Annotated in this window: 13 protein-coding genes; 3 read left to right on the plus strand and 10 right to left on the minus strand. The window is 65.3% G+C overall.

Annotated elements, in window-relative coordinates; all coding sequences use genetic code 11:
• Positions 1-72: 72 nt before the first annotated feature.
• The gene (locus CR156_RS09370) at positions 73-2,424 is read right to left on the minus strand and encodes a GH92 family glycosyl hydrolase (protein ID WP_100552642.1); all 2,352 of its coding nucleotides are present in this window, start codon (positions 2,422-2,424) and stop codon (positions 73-75) included.
• Between the two features lie 848 nt (positions 2,425-3,272).
• Between CR156_RS09370 and CR156_RS09375 the strand changes: the two genes are divergently transcribed.
• On the plus strand, positions 3,273-5,102 hold the full coding sequence (locus tag CR156_RS09375) for an autotransporter family protein (RefSeq protein ID WP_243381767.1): 1,830 nt from the start codon (positions 3,273-3,275) through the stop codon (positions 5,100-5,102).
• 422 nt (positions 5,103-5,524) lie between these two features.
• Positions 5,525-5,773 (plus strand): hypothetical protein, encoded by a 249-nt coding sequence (locus CR156_RS09380; RefSeq protein WP_100552644.1) that lies wholly within the window; start codon positions 5,525-5,527, stop codon positions 5,771-5,773.
• A 98-nt stretch (positions 5,774-5,871) separates the two neighbouring features.
• Here the strand turns inward: CR156_RS09380 and CR156_RS09385 are convergent, their stop codons facing one another.
• Together CR156_RS09385 and CR156_RS09390 are read right to left on the minus strand one after the other, a co-directional pair.
• Positions 5,872-6,195 (minus strand): thioredoxin family protein, encoded by a 324-nt coding sequence (locus CR156_RS09385; protein ID WP_100552645.1) that lies wholly within the window; start codon positions 6,193-6,195, stop codon positions 5,872-5,874.
• Positions 6,196-6,200: 5 nt separating this feature from the next.
• A complete protein-coding gene (locus CR156_RS09390; protein WP_089235798.1) occupies positions 6,201-6,617 on the minus strand; it encodes a baeRF12 domain-containing protein in 417 nt (138 codons plus the stop codon).
• A 584-nt stretch (positions 6,618-7,201) separates the two neighbouring features.
• Here CR156_RS09390 and proP point away from each other — a divergent pair.
• Positions 7,202-8,689 carry a glycine betaine/L-proline transporter ProP gene (gene proP, locus CR156_RS09395; RefSeq protein ID WP_100552646.1) on the plus strand — a complete coding sequence of 496 codons (1,488 nt, stop codon included), beginning with the start codon at positions 7,202-7,204 and terminating at the stop codon, positions 8,687-8,689.
• A gap of 47 nt (positions 8,690-8,736) precedes the next feature.
• Here proP and CR156_RS09400 read toward each other — a convergent pair whose 3' ends face one another.
• The 7 genes from CR156_RS09400 to CR156_RS09430 all read right to left on the minus strand — a co-directional run bounded on the left by CR156_RS09400 (position 8,737) and on the right by CR156_RS09430 (position 16,619).
• Entirely contained in the window at positions 8,737-9,336 is a 600-nt protein-coding gene (locus CR156_RS09400; protein ID WP_100552647.1) for a hypothetical protein, read from the minus strand.
• Positions 9,337-9,374: 38 nt separating this feature from the next.
• The gene (locus tag CR156_RS09405; RefSeq protein WP_100552648.1) at positions 9,375-10,007 is read right to left on the minus strand and encodes a hypothetical protein; all 633 of its coding nucleotides are present in this window, start codon (positions 10,005-10,007) and stop codon (positions 9,375-9,377) included.
• Between the two features lie 35 nt (positions 10,008-10,042).
• Complete coding sequence (locus tag CR156_RS09410; protein ID WP_100552649.1) at positions 10,043-10,696, minus strand: hypothetical protein; 654 nt, start codon at positions 10,694-10,696, stop codon at positions 10,043-10,045.
• Between the two features lie 3 nt (positions 10,697-10,699).
• Positions 10,700-11,041 carry a type II toxin-antitoxin system prevent-host-death family antitoxin gene (locus tag CR156_RS09415; protein ID WP_089235803.1) on the minus strand — a complete coding sequence of 114 codons (342 nt, stop codon included), beginning with the start codon at positions 11,039-11,041 and terminating at the stop codon, positions 10,700-10,702.
• Between the two features lie 96 nt (positions 11,042-11,137).
• Positions 11,138-12,598, minus strand: a complete 1,461-nt coding sequence (locus CR156_RS09420) for a porin family protein (protein WP_100552650.1) — start codon at positions 12,596-12,598, stop codon at positions 11,138-11,140.
• Positions 12,599-12,688: 90 nt separating this feature from the next.
• Complete coding sequence (locus CR156_RS09425; RefSeq protein WP_100552651.1) at positions 12,689-13,453, minus strand: Slam-dependent surface lipoprotein; 765 nt, start codon at positions 13,451-13,453, stop codon at positions 12,689-12,691.
• A 55-nt stretch (positions 13,454-13,508) separates the two neighbouring features.
• Positions 13,509-16,619 (minus strand): TonB-dependent receptor, encoded by a 3,111-nt coding sequence (locus CR156_RS09430; RefSeq protein ID WP_100552652.1) that lies wholly within the window; start codon positions 16,617-16,619, stop codon positions 13,509-13,511.
• Positions 16,620-16,825 lie beyond the last annotated feature (206 nt).

Below are 16,825 nucleotides of genomic sequence, written 5' to 3' on the forward strand. Positions count from 1 at the left end.
GGTTCCGGTAGACGCCAACCTTGGTTGGCGCCGTCCATCAACGCCGGGCATGGCCCGGCGCTACCGTGGGTGTTACCGCGACATCGAATACGGCGCCTGCGCGCCCTGCCCCGGCCAGTTCTTGTTCGGTTCGGCCTGCATGGTGAAATGCAGCTCGCCACCAGCCAGGATCTCATCGTGGCGCAGGAAGGTGCGCTGCAACGGCTTGCCGTTGAGGGTCACGCTGCCGACATAGGTGTGCTTGTCGTCCAGGCCTTCGGCCACGATGGTGAACGTCTTTCCGTTCGGCAACCGCATTGCGGTCTTCGGCAGGAACGGCCGGCCGAGGATGTACTCGCCCGAGCCCGGCGCCACCGGGTAGAAGCCCAGCGCGGTGAACACATACCACGCCGACATCTGGCCCACGTCATCGTTGCCGGCCAGACCATCGGGGCGATCGGCATACTGCGTGTCCATGATCTGCTTCAGGCGTGCCTGCGTGCGCCACGGCTGGCCGGCATACGAGTACAGGTAGGCCACGTGATGGCTGGGTTCGTTGCCATGCGCATACCAGCCGATCAGGCCGGTGATGTCTTCCATGTGTTCGAAGATGGCCGGATCGACCTTGGCGTTGAACACTTCATCCAGGCGCGCCAGCAGCTTGTCGCTGCCACCATGTGCGGCGGCCAGACCAGCCACGTCCTGCGGCACGTACCACGAGTACTGCCAGGCATTGCCCTCGGTGTAGTCGGTGCCGTAGCCGCTGGCGCTGGGGTCGAACGGGGTGCGGAAGTTGCCATCGCGCTTGCGCGCACGCATGAAGCCGGTGTCCTTGTCGAAGGCATTGCGCCAGTTGCCGGCACGCTTGTCGAAGGTTGCCGCCACATCGGCCTTGCCCATCGCCTGTGCCATGCGCGCGATGGTCCAGTCATCGAAGGCGTACTCCAGCGTCTTGCTGGCCGCTTCGCCTTCTTCGTCGATCGGCACGTAGCCCAGCTCACGGTACTGCGCGATGCCATCGTAAGGACCGTAGTTGGCGGTCTCCACCATCGCCTTAAGCGCCTTGTCCGCGTCGAAACCACGGATACCCTTCACGTAGGCATCGGCGATCACCGGCACCGCGTGGTAGCCGATCATGCACCAGTCTTCCAGGCCATGGAACGACCACACCGGCAACATGCCGTAAGGGCTGTGCTCGTGATGGGCCAGCATGGAATTGACGAAGTCGCTGTTGCGCTTTTCCGGCTGCACCAGGGTCAGCAACGGGTGCAGCGCCCGATAGGTATCCCACAGCGAGAACGTCGAATAGTTGGTGTAGCCCTTGGCCTGATGCACCGCATTGTCAGAGCCGCGGTATTGGCCGTCGGCATCCATGAACAGCGTTGGCCCCAGCAGCGTGTGGTACAGCGCGGTGTAGGCGCTGCGACGCGCGTGCTCCGGCGCGTCGATATCCAGCACCGACAACGCCTGCGTCCACTCCTGCTTTGCCTGCACGCGCACGCGGTCGAAATCGAAGTCGGCCACTTCGGCATCCAGGTTGGCGATGGCGCCGGCCTCGCTGACCGGCGAGATCGCCACCTTCACCACCAGCGGCGCCTCCAGCTTGCCGAAGTCGAAGGTGCCCACCAGCTGCCGCCCCTCGATCTGCGCGCGCTGCTTCGGGTCCTTCTCGCCCGGGGGCGCAAAGCCCTTGTAGACGATGTTCTGTTCGGTGTTGTGCAGTTCGTGGCTGGCCAGGGGCCGCGAGAAGCGCATCGCGAAGTACAGCTGGCGGCCGGCGGCCCAGCCGCGGGTCTCGCGGAAGCCGGTGACGGTGCCATCGTCGCGCACGCGTACCCGTGACCACAGGATCTTGCCCGGGTAGTCATACATGCTGGTGCGCATGTCCAGCAACACCTTGGCCTCGGTGCCCTTGGGGAACGCATAGCGATGCACGCCCACGCGCGCGCTGGTGGTCAGCTCAGCACGCACCTTGTAGTCGTCCAGGGTGACTGCGTAGTAACCCGGCTCGGCCTTTTCGTCGTCGTGGCGGAAGCGCGAGGCGTAACCACTCTTGGGCTTCTCGGGGTCGCCGCGCTCCAGGCCCGGGTTCCCGGTGAACGGCATCAGCAGGATGTCGCCCAGGTCTGAATGCCCCGTGCCGGAAAAATGCGTGTGCGAGAAGCCGACGATGCTGCTGTCGTCATAGCGATAGCCCGCCGCCCAGCCATAGGCCTTCTCTCGCGGCTGGATGCGCGTGTCGGGGCTGAGCTGGACCATGCCGAACGGCACCGTTGCGCCGGGGTACGTGTGCCCCTCACCGCCGGTACCGATGAACGGATCGACCGAGGCATAGGCCTTGTCGGCGGCAGTCCTGGCCGGGGCGGCCACAGCCAGGCCGGAGGCGAACATCGCCGTAGCGGCGACAGCGATCAGGAGACGACGGTCCAGCGTGGGCATCGGCATTTGGATCGATTCAGGTGATGGTCAGATCCTAGCACCGGCCCTGCCACACCGCATGCTGCGCTGCGGCTGAATGGCTTCATTCACCGGGACTATTGAACGGAACGATTGCAACAAGTTGCATGGATCGAACCGCGATCGATCAACAGACTGTGCTCCATGCCAATCACGACCGAATCTGAGCAAAGACGACACCGTTAGTCGTGATGTGACCGCTTTCGCACTCTGTCACAGCCATGCCCCCGAAGGTCTCGAAAAATCACACCGCCTTCACTGCATCTGCGCGCTTGATTCACGCCGGCGACATGAATGCGGTCCCTTTCCGGAATTTCCATCTACCAGGAGTCCTCATGAAGATCGCTGTTCGCTGTTCGCTTGCGCTGGCCGTTGCGGCTGGTCTTGCCATTGCCCCCGCCGCTCAGTCCAGGGACCTCAACCCCGGTGAAAGCGCCACCGTCAATGCCGGTGATCCCGTCGAAGCCTGGAGAGCGATCGGCTCCGGCGCTACGCTTGCATTCACATCGGGCAGCGCGGCCTCTTCTGTCGCAGTGTTACAAGGTGCGAATCTGCAGATGGTGGGAGCGACGGTGGACGCCAGCCAAGCGTTCAGAGCAGTTGTGGTTACCTCAGCTTCGGCCCGCATCTCCGGCTCCCGGCTGAGCAATGACCTGGCCGCTGGAATGGGCGTTACCAATGGCCTGCTTCCCGATGGTTCCGGAACACTTCTGCCTTCTGCGGTGACTGCCACGGATTCGACCATCATTGGTCGTGGCGTAGGCGCATACGTTCAGGGCAGCATGCTTGAACTTTCCAATACCCGAGTCGAGTCAGCTGGAAATGATGCGCTGGGGATGCCTACAGGTCTCGCAACCGGCCTTGCGATATTCTCCAACTCGACCATCCGGATCGCCGATGGTTCGTCGGTCTCCGGCGACGATAACGGAATTGTCGTCAAGGAAGACGGCGTGGGCTCTGAAAGCCAGATTGCGGACAATACCATCACTATTGATGGCTCAACGGTCATCGGCCGCAACGGCACTGGCATCCTGGTTGGCAGCGGCGTCGACTTCGACCACACCACGATCAATGTGACCAACGGCAGTACGGTGTCTGGCGGCAACGGCGTAATCGCCGAAGTCATCGACGGCGGCACCCTGGACTTCAATGTGCAGGCCTCCAATCTGCAAGGCGACCTGCGCGCCGATGCGGCGTCGCAGATGCACGTGGCCCTGTCCGGCAACGCCAGCATCACCGGCGCCATGACCAACGTCGCCAGCGTGGCGCTGGATGCCGCTACCTGGAACATGACCGGCAATTCCACCGTTGGCCGGCTCGATCTCGGCAGCGGCACGGTGTCGCTGGGCAACGGCACAACCTTCAATACCCTCAACGTCGCGGGCAACTTCAGCGGCAATGACGGCACGATCCTGTTCAACACCGTGCTGGCTGGCGACAGCGCTGCCACCGACAAACTGATCATCGGCGGCGACACCAGCGGCAGCGCCAACGTGCGCGTCAACAATGTCGGTGGCGCCGGCGCGCAGACCGACAAGGGCATCGAGCTGATCCAGGTGGGCGGTGCCTCCAATGGCCAGTTCAACCTGGCCGGCCGTGCCGTGGGTGGGCAGTACGAGTACTTCCTGCACAAGGGCACCGGCGCCGATGGTAACTGGTATCTGCGTTCGCAGCTGCCCACCCAGCCGGAACCGTGCGAGGTCGACCCCACCCTGCCCGAATGCAATCCGGTGAATCCCGAACCCGTGCTGCGCCCCGAACCCGGCGCCTATCTGGCCAACCTGCAGGCCGCGCAGACGATGTTCCGCCTGGGCTACCACGATCGCCAGGCCGGCCAGAACGGTGGCCGTGCGTGGGCGCGCGTGGACGGCTCGCGCAACGGTTTCGATGCGGTCAGCCGCCAGCTCGACATCCGCGGCAACAGCCAGGCACTGACCGTCGGTGCCGATGTGTGGCGCCACGATTCGGGCAGCAGCGTGGGCGTGATGCTGTCCACAGGTAATGCCACCAGCACCTCCACCAATGCACTGACCGGTTACTACGCACGCGGCAAGGTGAAGGGCGAAGCGCTGGGCCTGTACGGCACCTGGCGTGGCAATAACGGCGCCGACCCGTATGCGGGTTTCTACGTGGATGGCTCGGTGCAGCGCGCCCAGTTCCGCAACCGCGTTGAAGGCATCGGCTTGGCCGACGAGCGCTATGACAGCCGTGCATGGCAGGGTGCGGTGGAAACCGGCTACGCCTTCCGTGTAGGCGGCGCCAGCAACGGCGGCATCTATCTGGAGCCGCAGCTGCAGTTGGGCTACAACCGCTGGGACGGCAACCGCCACACCGAAGCCAACGGCACGGTGGTAACCAGCGAGGATGCCGATGGCCTGTTCGGCCGCGCCGGCCTGCGCCTGTCCGGCGTGACGCGCTGGGGCAACGGAACGACAGAAGTGCAGCCGTACATCGCGGCCCACTGGCTGCACACCCGTGCCGAATCGCAGATCCGCATGGACGATGAAGTCGTGGACGCACGCATTCCGCACAGCCGTGGCGAGTTCAGTGCCGGTGCGTCGCTGAGGTTCGGCAACGGTGTGGGTGCGTGGGGTGGGCTGTCGCTGCAGAAGGCCAGCGGTTTCCACCAGACCAGTGCGCAGGTGGGTGTGAGCTACAGCTGGTAAGGCGTTTCTGGCCTTGTGAGGGCAGCCCGGGTTTGCGTGCCGGGCTGCCTTTTTGCTTTTCGGGTTGCGCGGGCGAGCGCGCTCGTCGCTGCGGAACGAGCGCATCGCGCCACATCATGGCGCTATCAGGTCGTCTGCTGGGCTGCGCGCGACATGCAGATGCTCGCGCTTCAGGTGGAGAAATTTCCGTATGAAAAATCTATTGGAACTGCGCTGGATGGCGTGTGCAGGATGTCCGCGCAGCGCGAACACCGCTGCCGGGATTGGAACCCCGGAATGAGCTACGAGAGCTGCTTGCCATGACTACGGCGGGCGGTGCGCGGCGGCCGCATGGCCCTCCGGCTTTTCTCGTAGCTCAGCCGAAGTTCCAACCCGCATCGCCCGCCACCCTCCGGTGGCCACGTACCTCAAGGAGCCATCGCATGTCGCATGAACCGCCCATCCTGACCCCGGAAATGGAATCCCTGTTCTTCCGCATCGAGCACGCCCTGAACACCGCCGAGGGCATGGCAATGATGATCGGTGAGAACGAACCGGTAGACCCACAGGCGCATCTTCGCCCGGGCTACAACCTACAGAAGATCATGGTTGCGATGATGGCGCTGAGCCAGCATGGCCGGCGGTTGCTGCATGAACTGCGCGAGCAGCATGTGCGGGTGACGCTGCATTGAAGCGTGTAGAGCCGAGCCCATGCTCGACTCTGGTGTGATCGAGCACTACGGTTGGTGACGGAGCAAGCCGGGCATGGGCTCGGCTCTACAGGAGCCGGTCAATCCGGCAGCGCGCTCTGCAGTGTGGCGAGATCTGCCGCATCCACCGGCCGCACCACGCGCGCCACTTCCTTGCCGTCACGCAACAGGATCACCGTCGGCCACAGCTTCACCTGGAACGAGCGGCCCAGCGGCTTGCCCTTGCCATCTTCGATCTTCCAGTGCGGCAGATCATGCGCATCCACGAAGGCCTGCAGTGCCGGTTGCGCGGCCTGGCAATGGCCGCACCACGGCGCGCCGAATTCCAGCAGCAGCCAACCGGCCTGCGCATCCACCTCCGCGCGGGCCGGCTCGGCGGCTACATGATCACGCATGAAGGGCATGCCGGTTACGCCTGCAGCGTGCGCTGGATGTCTTCCAGCGGCGCGTTGGTCAGATCCTTGGCGATATCGACCAGCAACCGCGCCTGCGTCTCTTTATGCAGCAACGGACGGATGCGGCCAAGCGTGGTGGGATCGGCGATCAGCACCAGATGCGCGTAGCGGTTGTTGAGTGCATCTTCGTTGAGCTGCTCGGCCACCTGCTTGGCGAAGGTCGCTTCGTTGAGCTGCGAGATCGACATGTCCTTGGGCACCGCGCCGGACGGCCCCTGTCCGGATACACCCTGCTCGCTGATGTCCTGCAGGCGCAGCTCGCCTTCCTGCTTCAAGGTGAGCTTCTGCTCGCTGCCGACGTTGGTGAACACGCGGGCCGAGCCACCATCGGCGACGATAACCAGGGTGCCTTCGGGAATGCGACGGGTCATGCGTTACTCCTTGCGTTGGTTCGCAACCACCGTAGAAGGCATGGCGTGAGCGAGGTGAGCACAACATGTTCATTCGATGTGCGTGGGTCATCTGCATGAACAGGCAACATGGAACGCTGCGTTCGTGCTGGCGCGATTCTCGGCACGCTCACACTGTAACCGTTATCATGAACACATGATCGACACGACCCACTGCGCGTCAGCACCTGTTGCTGGCATGCGGGAAGCACTGCCGACCGGCGCTTCGCTTTCCATCATTGCTTCCCCCTCGCCTTTCCATCGCCTCGCGCTGGATCCCGGCGGATGACGCCTGCGGGCCCTGCCCCGCCTGTTCTCTGCGCCTGCCACCACCCCACGTGCACTGACGCGGTCTGACACGTAATCGGACCCATCCGATTGTCCCGCGTTCTGGCAGCGGGCAATGCTTGTCGCGTGCGCGGCGTTTGATCGCACACACCATTCGCCCCGTTCCGGGCCTTCCATTCGATGCCCCTGCGCCTGCTGCGCCAGCATCGCCGTTTCCGACTTTCGGGACATCCGTACCGCCCATTCCACTCCATTTCCATTCTTCCAAGGGAGTCCCCATGCAGGACAACTCCGATGCCCACGCCCATTTCGGCTGGTTCAAACGCCGCCGCCATCTGAAGGTCGACGAGATCACCGTTGTCGACAAACCCATGCTCAAGCGCGCCGTGGGCGCCGCTGCACTGGGCAATGCGATGGAATGGTTCGACTTCGGTGTCTATGGCTATCTCGCCGTCACCATCGGCCAGGTCTTCTTCCCCTCCAGCAACCCCACCGCGCAGGTGATCGCTGCGTTCGCCACGTTCACCGTGGCCTTCCTGGTACGCCCGCTGGGCGGCATGGTCTTCGGGCCCCTGGGCGACCGGTACGGGCGCCAGAAGGTACTGGCCTTCACCATGATCATGATGGCCCTGGGCACCTTCGCCATCGGCCTGATTCCCTCTTACGAACGCATCGGCATCTGGGCGCCGGTGCTGCTGCTGCTCGCGCGCGTGGTGCAGGGCTTTTCCACCGGTGGCGAGTATGGCGGCGCGGCAACCTTCATTGCCGAGTACTCCACCGACCGCAACCGCGGCCTGATGGGCAGCTGGCTGGAGTTCGGCACGCTGGGCGGCTACATCGCCGGCGCCGGTACGGTCACCGCCCTGCACATGCTGCTGAGCAGCGAGCAGATGCTGGACTGGGGCTGGCGCATTCCGTTCCTGGTGGCCGGCCCACTCGGCCTGCTGGGCCTGTATATGCGCATGCGGCTGGAGGAAACGCCAGCGTTCCGCGCGTTCGCCGAAGAAGCCGAGAAGCGCGACCATGAGCGCCCCGGCCTGCTCGATCTGTTCCGTGTGCACGGGCGCCAGCTGATCGTCTGCATGGGCCTGGTGCTGGTGTTCAACGTGACCGACTACATGCTGCTGACCTACATGCCCAGCTACCTGAGCGTGACCATGGGGTATGCGGAGAGCAAGGGCCTGCTGCTGATCATCATCGTGATGCTGGTGATGATGCCGTTGAACATCGTCGGTGGCCTTTTCAGCGACAAGCTGGGCCGGCGCCCGATGATCATTGGCGCCTGCATCGCGCTGCTGGTGCTGGCGGTGCCGAGCCTGCTGCTGGTGGGCAGCGGCAACGACTGGCTGATCTTCCTTGGCCTGATGCTGCTGGGCCTGGCGCTGGTGTGCTTCACCAGTTCGATGCCCTCCACGCTGCCGGCACTGTTCTATACGCCGGTGCGCTACAGCGCGCTGTCCATTGCGTTCAACGTGTCGGTGTCGCTGTTCGGTGGCACCACGCCGCTGGTGACCGCCTGGCTGGTGGAGCGCACCGGCGATCCGCTGGTGCCGGCCTACTACCTGATGGGCGCGGCGGTGATCGGCCTGATCACGATGATCTTCGTGAAGGAAACCGCCGGCCTGCCGCTGCGCGGTTCGCCGCCAGCCGTGGGCTGCAACAAGGAGGCGGCGGCGCTGTTGAAGAGCGATGCCCCGGTAACAGTGGATCGCACCCTGCCGCCCTTGCCGGACGTAGCCGAACCGGAACAGGTGACCCCGGCCTGAGTGGCTGAGGCAGCGCCGGGCATTGCCCGGCGCTGCCGGTAACGCGATTACTCGGCGCGGGTCAGCTTGCCCGGCGTCCAGCGCAGGGTCCAGACATAGTCGCCATCCGGTGGGCAGACATGCTTGTAGCCCACGACATCGCAGGTGCTCGCACCGGCAACGACCTTGAACGCGACGATGATGCGGTCACCTTCGATCTTGATGGAATGCACGGCACCCGGAATCTGCTCGCCCGCATCATCGCCATAACCTGACGCGCGGATGGCGGCGAAGTCCTCTGCCTCCACAGGCGACAGGCTCTTGGGGTTTTCCTTGCCCCGAGGATCATCTGCTGCCAGTGCAGTCATCACGGCCACCACATTGCTCTGTGCGAACGAGCCACCGGTATAGGTCGACGTATAGAGATAGATGACCTCCGCACGACCATCACCGTCCAGATCGGCAACGGCCGTCCACACCGGGCGGAAATCACTCTCGATGTCATCGCCAGGGATCAGGCGCAGCGAGGCCTCGGCTGCGTTGAACGCCTGTACCAGGCTCGGTGGCGATGCCTTCGATGCCGCAAACACCGGGGCACAACCGACCAGCGTGCAAAGTGCGAATGCGGAAGGCAGCAGGATGGAACGGGAAAATGCAGGTCCGTGCATGGTGTTCTCCTTGGTGAATGGTGCAGCCGGTAACGCGATTACTCGGCGCGGGTCAGCTTGCCCGGGGTCCAGCGGTACACCCAGGCATGCTGGCCTTCCGGTGGGCAGGTCACCTTGCCACGCACGCACAGCTTCGAGTTGCGGGTGCTGTTGAAGGTGACGCGGATACGGTCGCCGTCCATGGTGATCGTTTCCATGTCGCCGGGAATGTGCACGGCAGCGTCATCGGCGTAGCCGGACGCGCGGATCAACGCGTAGGTTTCGTCGTCATAGGCGGATTTGCCCGGTGATGCGGTCTGGCCCCGCGCATCGCCTTCGGCCAGCGGGGTCATCACCACCAGTTCGTTGAGCTGCATCGCGCTGCCGGTCTGGGTCGCGGTGTAGAGATAAACGATTTCCGGGCGGCCATCGCCATCGAGGTCGGCATTGCCGGCCCACAGCGGACGGTAATCGTACTGGCTGTCGGTGCCGGGGTGCAGACGCAGGGAGGCCTCGGCGGTACGACGTGCCTTGTCGTAGCTCATCGGCTCGTTCTTCGCCTCGCTCTTCGCTTCATCCTTGGCGTCGGCCGGCGTTGCATTCTGGGCAAGCAGCGGTGCCGCCACCGTCAATGCCATGGCCGCCACCAGCGCGCGCAGGCCGATGGCCTGCCAGTGCTTCCGCTCGTACATCCCTGTTCCTCGATCACTGAATCTGCGGAGTCGGATCATCGCACAGGCGGGCCGGCAAGCGGCGTGCTGTCGGCATGCAGTTCCATCGCGCGCATGACGATGGGCTTGGCCCAGTCCGGGGTGTGCAGCAGCTCCACCACCGACACCGGATACTGCAGGCCCTGGCGATCCAGCGCCAGCACCGGCAAGGGGGCAACACGCCCATAGCGATCGGCTGGCGCGCTGTTGTCATACACATGCAGTTCGGCCAGGTGCGGCATCAGCGCCAACAGGTTCTCGCGCGCGGAATCGAAGCGTGCGCGGATCTTGTCCTGCGGAATGTCGTGGCCGCCGCCAGCAACGCGGGCGGCCACGCGGGCCACATGCAGTTCGACGGTGGCCAACCCGCAGAACCAGATCGCCACGTCGTGCTGGCTGCAGGCCTCGCGCAACAGACGCGGAATGGTGTTGCCGCCCAAGGTGGTTTCAAAGGCAAAATCGCTGCCGTCGGCGATCGCCTGGCGCAGCCGTCGTGCGCCTTCCTGCCACGCTTCAGCGTTGGCTTCGGCCAACGGCCAGCCCGCCTCCACCAGCCGCCGGGTGAAGCTGTCCGGGTTGTACCAGCCCAGGCCGTCGGCCTCCAGCCAGGTACCGAGCAGCGAACTCTTGCCGGCGCCGTTGACGCCGGCCAACGCCAGGATCCGCCCCATGAGTCAGAGCGGACGGCCGAGCGCGACCTTGTGGCCGCGGCGGATCGGCTTGCCCATCACCTTGCCCAGCCCCTCACCCTGCTGCAGCCCGGCCAGCGCCTGGTCGAACTCGGTACGCAGGCGCGAGAGCACGTCGCTGCGCTCTTCGGTGTCACTGCCGCTGGCCCTGGCCAGCAGCTCCTGGTAGGTCTTGATGTCCACGATCACCGCTTCGGGGTGGTTGTGGTTGGTGATGACCAGCGCCTGCTTCTCGCGCACGGTACGCATCAGGCTGGGCCAGCCACGGGTCTTGACTGAGGATGCCGGGGCCTTGTCGAGGCCGGGCAGGTCGAGCGGGAGGGTCATGGCACGGCTCCAGCGGAAGGATATGAGGCCACTATACCCAATTTGGCCAAATTGGGGATAAATGGACCCTCCCGCCCTACAGATCCGGTCGACGGCTCAGAACGCCCGCTCCCATTTCAGGCTCAGCAGGCTGCGATCGTGGCTGTACAGCCAGTCCACGTTGCTGTCGATGCGCGCGTAACGCAGGCTCAGGCTGGGCACCAGCCCGGCCACGGCCAGGCGCTCGCTGCGCACGATGGCGATCAGGTTCTGCTCGCTGTCCTGCCGACGCGCTTCCAGCAACGGGCTCCAGGCATCGTAGTCACGCTCACGCAGCGACACGAACACGGTGGCCGTGGTGCCGCTCCACTGGCGTGCTGCGCCCAGGCGCAGGCCGCGTTGCCGGTAGCCATTGGCCGGATCAGCGGCACTGCTGTCACTCAGGTCGACCCCGGCAAACACCGTCCAGCGTGGGTTGAGCGCGCGGAACCAGGTGGCATAGATCGCCGCCAGTTCACCGTCGTAGTTGCTGGCCAACCCCGGCTGTCGATAGCGCTGGCGTTTCCAGTCGGCTTCCAGCTTCAGCAGGCTGCGCGCATCGGCGGCGAACTGCCATTCGCCATGCACGCCGGCACCGCCCTGCAGCGCATGGTTGCCCAACCCCTGATAATCGTAGCTGGGCGCCAGCAGCACGGTATGCCGTGCGCTGCGCCAGCTGTAGCCGGCCTGCACGCTGGCATTGAGCTCGTTGTAGTCGCTGTGCCCGCGCCACGCCTGGCCGAACGCCAGCCCGCGCAGGTACAGCCCATGGTGGCCGGCCAACGGCAGGCGCCGTTCCAGGCTGGCGTCGTAGTCCAGGCCGAATGCTGCCTGTGCATCGGGCAACCGGCGTTCGATGAAACAGGTGGTGCCGTCACCGAACAGGCAGGTACGGCTGGCAGAGCTGCGGTTGATGTTGTCGCTCCAGGCCGGGCCAGCGGCGATCCCACCCTTCCAGCGCTGGCGCGCCTGCAGGGCCTGCAGGTAGCCGTCCACCCGCGTACGCACGCCCGCTGTTGCCGGATCGTCGCCATCGATACCGGCTGCGATCGCCTCGAACAGGACGATGGCATCGCGGTCGCGCTGGTCTTCGGCGTAGACACGTGCCAGTTCCAGCCGCGCCGGCAGGAAGTCCGGCTGCGCGGCGAGCACGGCCTCGTATTCGGCGGCGGCATTGCCGTGCTGTCCAGCCACCCGCGCCAGCGCGCCCTGCGCGTAGTGGCGCAGCAGCGGATCATGGCCGGGCAGTTCGATGTACTCGGCCAGGAAGGCGGCCACGGCCTGCCATTGCTGATGCTGCAGCGAGAGATAGAGCGCCTGGCCGAGGTCGTCGACAGTGCGCTCCACGCGGTACTGCTGGCCGTCGAGGGTGATGGTCGGCCGCTCGCGCTCGGCCTGGCGCAGGCGTTGCTGGTCCTGCTGCTGATGACGCAGCTCGCTGCCCTGTTCGAGCACGCGGCGCAGGTCATCCTGCTGGGCGCGGGCATCATTGAGCGGCCATGCCAGCAGCAGGACGACAAGAAAGAGAAGGTGGCGCATGTTCGATCCGGTTGAAGCACTATCGCGGGCCGAAGCAGGGACTGGCGGATCGCGGCTTGTCCCTGCCCTGCCCCGTCAGGGGCGTGGCGATCAGTTCTTGCTGCCGCCGAAGGCGGTGTCGTACTGGCTGTTGCCGGCGAAGGTGGCGATGCCGGCCAGGGTGGCGGCGTTGGCGCCGAAGAACTGGCCCTGGCTAGTGCCGGCAACCGTACCGTTGGCCGTGGCCGAACCGGCGAACGACGCGTTGGCGCTGTTGATCGATGCAGCCACGGCCACGGTCAGGCCCGAGCCGGCCAGCGCGCCGTTGAGGCGGCCGGTGCCGAAGTCAGCGCGGAAGGTACCGCTGAGCAGGTTGCTGCCGTTGAACTTGTTGAGGCCTGCGACGGCGTAGGTGGCCACGCCTGCCGGCAGCGTGGTGCCCGCGCGGTCACCGGCGAAGTAGACCTGGCGGTTGTTGAAGCCGCCAGCCGCGCCATCCTTGGACCATTCGCCGAACCAGACATCGCCGCTACCGACCTTGACGAAGTTGAAGTGGCCCATGCCGGCGTGGCTGCCCGGGGTACCGGTGATCGGCATGGCGAGGGTGCGCACGGTGGTGCCGTTGATGACCGTGGGTGCCGAGTAGGCGCTCAAGCCCTGGAAGTCCACACGCGTGCCACCCGAGACGGTGCCGACGCCAATACCGGCCTTGCCTGCCGAGTGCGGGCCACCATTGACCTGCGATTCGCCGACGTTGACGTTCAACTGCGGATCGGTGACGGCGCTGGCCGCACCGACGATATCGGCAGCGTGGGCGGCACCGGCCAGGGCCAGGCTGGCGGCGACGGCAAGCAGGGAATGGGAGATCATTTTCATGGAAAAACTCCTTGGATTGAGGGAACTACAGGTACAACGCTTGCAACGGTGAAACTCAGAAGCGCGCAGTGAGCGCAAGCTTGACGGTGCGACCCGGCGCCGGCAGCGTGGAGCGCGTGGCCGGGTCGACGTAATAGCGGTTGCCGAGATTGCTGCCGACCAGTTCAACGCTGGCGTGGTCGTTGAAGCGCCAGCGCGCATAGGCATCCACGGTGGTGATGTTTCCCCAGGTGAACGGCACGTTCTGCCAGAGCAGGCTGCTGCCACCTGCCAGCAGACGATCGCGGTAGACCTGCAGGTCGGGGTTGTCGTGACGCCGGTAGTGCACGATGCGGCTGCCCAGTTCCAGCCGCTCATCGAACAGGCGCGTGCCCAGTGACAGATTCACCGACAGCTTGGGAATCGCCTGGGTCAGCAGGTAGCCGCCCACGAAACCGTCCTGTACACAGTTCGGCACCAGCCCGCGGTTGGCGTCGAGCAGCACCGCGCTGCTCTCGTCGCACACCTCGTTTTCCAGCGTGCGCGCGATACCCAGGTCGCTGAAAAAGCGTCGATTGTCGAAGCGCGCCTGCAGTTCGATGCCACGGATGGTCTGCTTGTCGATGTTGTCGAACAGGAAGTAGGCGTCGCGCTCGATCACATCGCGCGTCTTGTGCACGTAGTAGGCCAACTTGACGTCGGCATCGGCGGTGCCGCCGAACAGCGCGGACAGATTGTGTACATAGCCCAGCTCGTAGTTGTAGGCGTGCTCGGGCTTGAGCGCGTACAGCGGATTGAGGCTGCTGGAGAAGGCAATGGTGCTCTCGAACATGCTCGGGAAGCGCACCGCCTCGCTGTAGCGCAGGTAGATGCGCGCGGCCGGCGACAGGTTTACCGTTGCCGAGAAGGTGGGCAGCCAGGCATGGTCGCGACGGCGGGTATTGCGTCCATCCACCGGCCGCGACTGCACTGTGTTGCGGATGCTGCAGACCTGGTCGCTGCCGGGGAACAGCGGCAGCGCGCCGGGGATGGCGGCCACTTCGCCATTGAGGCACGGATTGGTGGCACGGGAGTAGTTGCCGTCGGCATCGGGCAGCCAGGCGATGGTGTGCTCCACCGGCTGTGGCGTCTGGTAACTCTGCAGCAGGCCACGGATCGCATCGTCGACGAACCAGCCCATGCCGATGCTCTCCCAGAAGGCGCGCTCGGCTTCGAGCGAATCCACCTGCGCCTGCACGCTGGCTGGGCGCTCCGGCAGCTCGTTGACCCGGTAGCTCGCCTGTTTGCCGCCCACCCCGCGGGTCAGCAGTTCAGGATGCTCGCCGAGGAAGTCATCAAAGGCCCAGTAGCGGCTGTAGCGCACGCCGGCATTGAGGGTGAGGAAATCGACCGGCCGCCACTCCAGCGTGAGGTAGCCCTCGCCTTCCTGGCGACGGCCCGCGCGCGGGTACATGCGCCAGCCATCACTGACGCCGAAGTACGGGTCTCCCGACCCCAGTTTTTCATACTGCCAGTTGCCCCCCACGGTCAGGTCAAGCGTGGAATGCAGGCCGAAGCGGTTGCTCAGGGTCAACCCGGTCCGGTCGTTGCGGGCATTGGCCAGTGCGGTGTTGCGCAGGATCGGGCTGCGGCTGGGGTCCCAATCGGGGTTGCCCGAGGCGAAGTTGGGGAAACCACCGGCGGTGTAGGTATCGCTGTTGGTTTCGGTCCGCCACAGGTTGGCGCGCAGGTCGAGCCAACGGCTGCCGGCCGGCTGCCAGCGGTACTCCAGGTTCCAGGCATCGGAATCGACCCGGCTGAGCGGCCACTGGATGCGCCCGTAATCCGGCGCGGACAGGATGCGCGAAGGCATGATCTCGCCGTAGTGCGAAAGCGTGTGCCGCCAGGTGGCCTTGAGCTGCTGGTCATCGCTGATCTGCCAGGTGGCCTTCAGCAGCCACGACTCCTGTTCGCTGGACGTGTTGGGGACTTCATCACCCGGCTTGAAGTAGCGCGCCAGCGTGGTGATGTAATCGATGCCCTGGTATTCGTACTGCTCGCGCGGGTCCTGATCGTAGTAGGCACTGCCCTTGCTGCCCGAGAAATAGTTGCCGCGCTTGCGCCACGCGTAGGCCGCCATCACGTCCACCCGCTCACCGCGCCAGCCCAGCGCCAGCCGCCAGGCCTGGTCATCGCCATCGAACGGGTTGTCACCGCTGCGCGATTTCACCGGCACCACCAGGGTGCGGTCAGCATAGGGCGAGTTCGGCGACTGCTGCGGGAAACCCTCCACCGTGCGGTAGTCCTCGCCGGTGTGCAGCCGTGGCAGGCGCGGTGACACCGCATTGCTGCTGCCTTCGATCTTCAGCTCCCCGCCGAAGCGCTCACCGGCCGGCACGATGTCGTCGACGTCGAGGGTCTTGATGACCATCGCTCCGCCGATACCGCTGTGTACATCGCGCACCAACGCTGGCCCCTTGATGACCTGGATGCCACCAATCAGGTTGGGATCGATGTAGTTGCGGTTGCTGACGCCGTTGTAGCCCCGCCATACGGTCAGCGCCTGCTCGCCACCGTCGATGCTGACCGGCACCCGCCCCGGCCCCTGGATGCCGCGGATGTTGAGGTCCAGCGCGCCGCTGTTGCGGGCGTCGCCGCTGAACACACCGACCAGGTCCTTGACCACGTCGGCCGGGTTGGCGCCGCGATAGCGCTCCACCCGGTCACGCCCGGAATAGGCCGTGCTCAGGTCGAGCGCGAACACGTCGTCGTATCCCCAACGATCACGTGTTTCGCCGCCGTCGGCCTGCAGGCGCCCGCCCACTTTCAGCGTATCGGTGACCACCACCCCGCCGTCAGCGGCGGCGGCCTGCAGGGTCCAGGTGCCGCCCGGCTCCTGCTGCGCGCGCAGGCCACTGCCCTGCAGCAACTGGTCCAGCGCCTCGGTGGGGCTGTACTGGCCCTGCACTGCACGCGAGCGCCGCCCTTCCACCAGATCGCTGCGGAACACCACCTGCACCTGCGACTGGCGGCCGAAGCTGCGCACTGCGTCGGCCAAGGCCTGTTCGGGAATGGCATACGTGCGCACGGAGGCAGTAGCGGCCTGGGCGCGGGCGGTCGGCACCCAAGCGAAGGGAACCAGTGCCGTGGCGATGGCCAGGGCGAGGACGGTGGCGCGGCGATGACGGGCGGATGCCGGGAACGGCATGAACGGTGACTCCTCAAGGTGGCGGTACCGTGCGCACATCGGGTGCACGCGGCTCGGTTGGCTTGAGAAGAAACGCGGTTTCGCTCTGGCTATACCACTAGAGACAAGGGGGGGCCGGATCTGCCCACGGTTTTTTTGGTTGATCGGCAGATCATCCACGCATGGCGTGGATCTACCCGGGCTCTTGGTAAATCCACGCCATGCGT

Source organism: Stenotrophomonas lactitubi, from assembly GCF_002803515.1.
Taxonomy (GTDB): Bacteria; Pseudomonadota; Gammaproteobacteria; order Xanthomonadales; family Xanthomonadaceae; genus Stenotrophomonas; species Stenotrophomonas lactitubi.

Coding starts and splice junctions, on each gene's coding strand:
- CR156_RS09370 (WP_100552642.1), bottom strand. CDS start 2,424: ATGCCGATGCCCACGCTGGACCGTCGTCTCCTGATCGCTGTCGCCGCT.
- CR156_RS09375 (WP_243381767.1), top strand. CDS start 3,273: ATGCCTACAGGTCTCGCAACCGGCCTTGCGATATTCTCCAACTCGACC.
- CR156_RS09380 (WP_100552644.1), top strand. CDS start 5,525: ATGTCGCATGAACCGCCCATCCTGACCCCGGAAATGGAATCCCTGTTC.
- CR156_RS09385 (WP_100552645.1), bottom strand. CDS start 6,195: ATGCCCTTCATGCGTGATCATGTAGCCGCCGAGCCGGCCCGCGCGGAG.
- CR156_RS09390 (WP_089235798.1), bottom strand. CDS start 6,617: ATGACCCGTCGCATTCCCGAAGGCACCCTGGTTATCGTCGCCGATGGT.
- proP (WP_100552646.1), top strand. CDS start 7,202: ATGCAGGACAACTCCGATGCCCACGCCCATTTCGGCTGGTTCAAACGC.
- CR156_RS09400 (WP_100552647.1), bottom strand. CDS start 9,336: ATGCACGGACCTGCATTTTCCCGTTCCATCCTGCTGCCTTCCGCATTC.
- CR156_RS09405 (WP_100552648.1), bottom strand. CDS start 10,007: ATGTACGAGCGGAAGCACTGGCAGGCCATCGGCCTGCGCGCGCTGGTG.
- CR156_RS09410 (WP_100552649.1), bottom strand. CDS start 10,696: ATGGGGCGGATCCTGGCGTTGGCCGGCGTCAACGGCGCCGGCAAGAGT.
- CR156_RS09415 (WP_089235803.1), bottom strand. CDS start 11,041: ATGACCCTCCCGCTCGACCTGCCCGGCCTCGACAAGGCCCCGGCATCC.
- CR156_RS09420 (WP_100552650.1), bottom strand. CDS start 12,598: ATGCGCCACCTTCTCTTTCTTGTCGTCCTGCTGCTGGCATGGCCGCTC.
- CR156_RS09425 (WP_100552651.1), bottom strand. CDS start 13,453: ATGAAAATGATCTCCCATTCCCTGCTTGCCGTCGCCGCCAGCCTGGCC.
- CR156_RS09430 (WP_100552652.1), bottom strand. CDS start 16,619: ATGCCGTTCCCGGCATCCGCCCGTCATCGCCGCGCCACCGTCCTCGCC.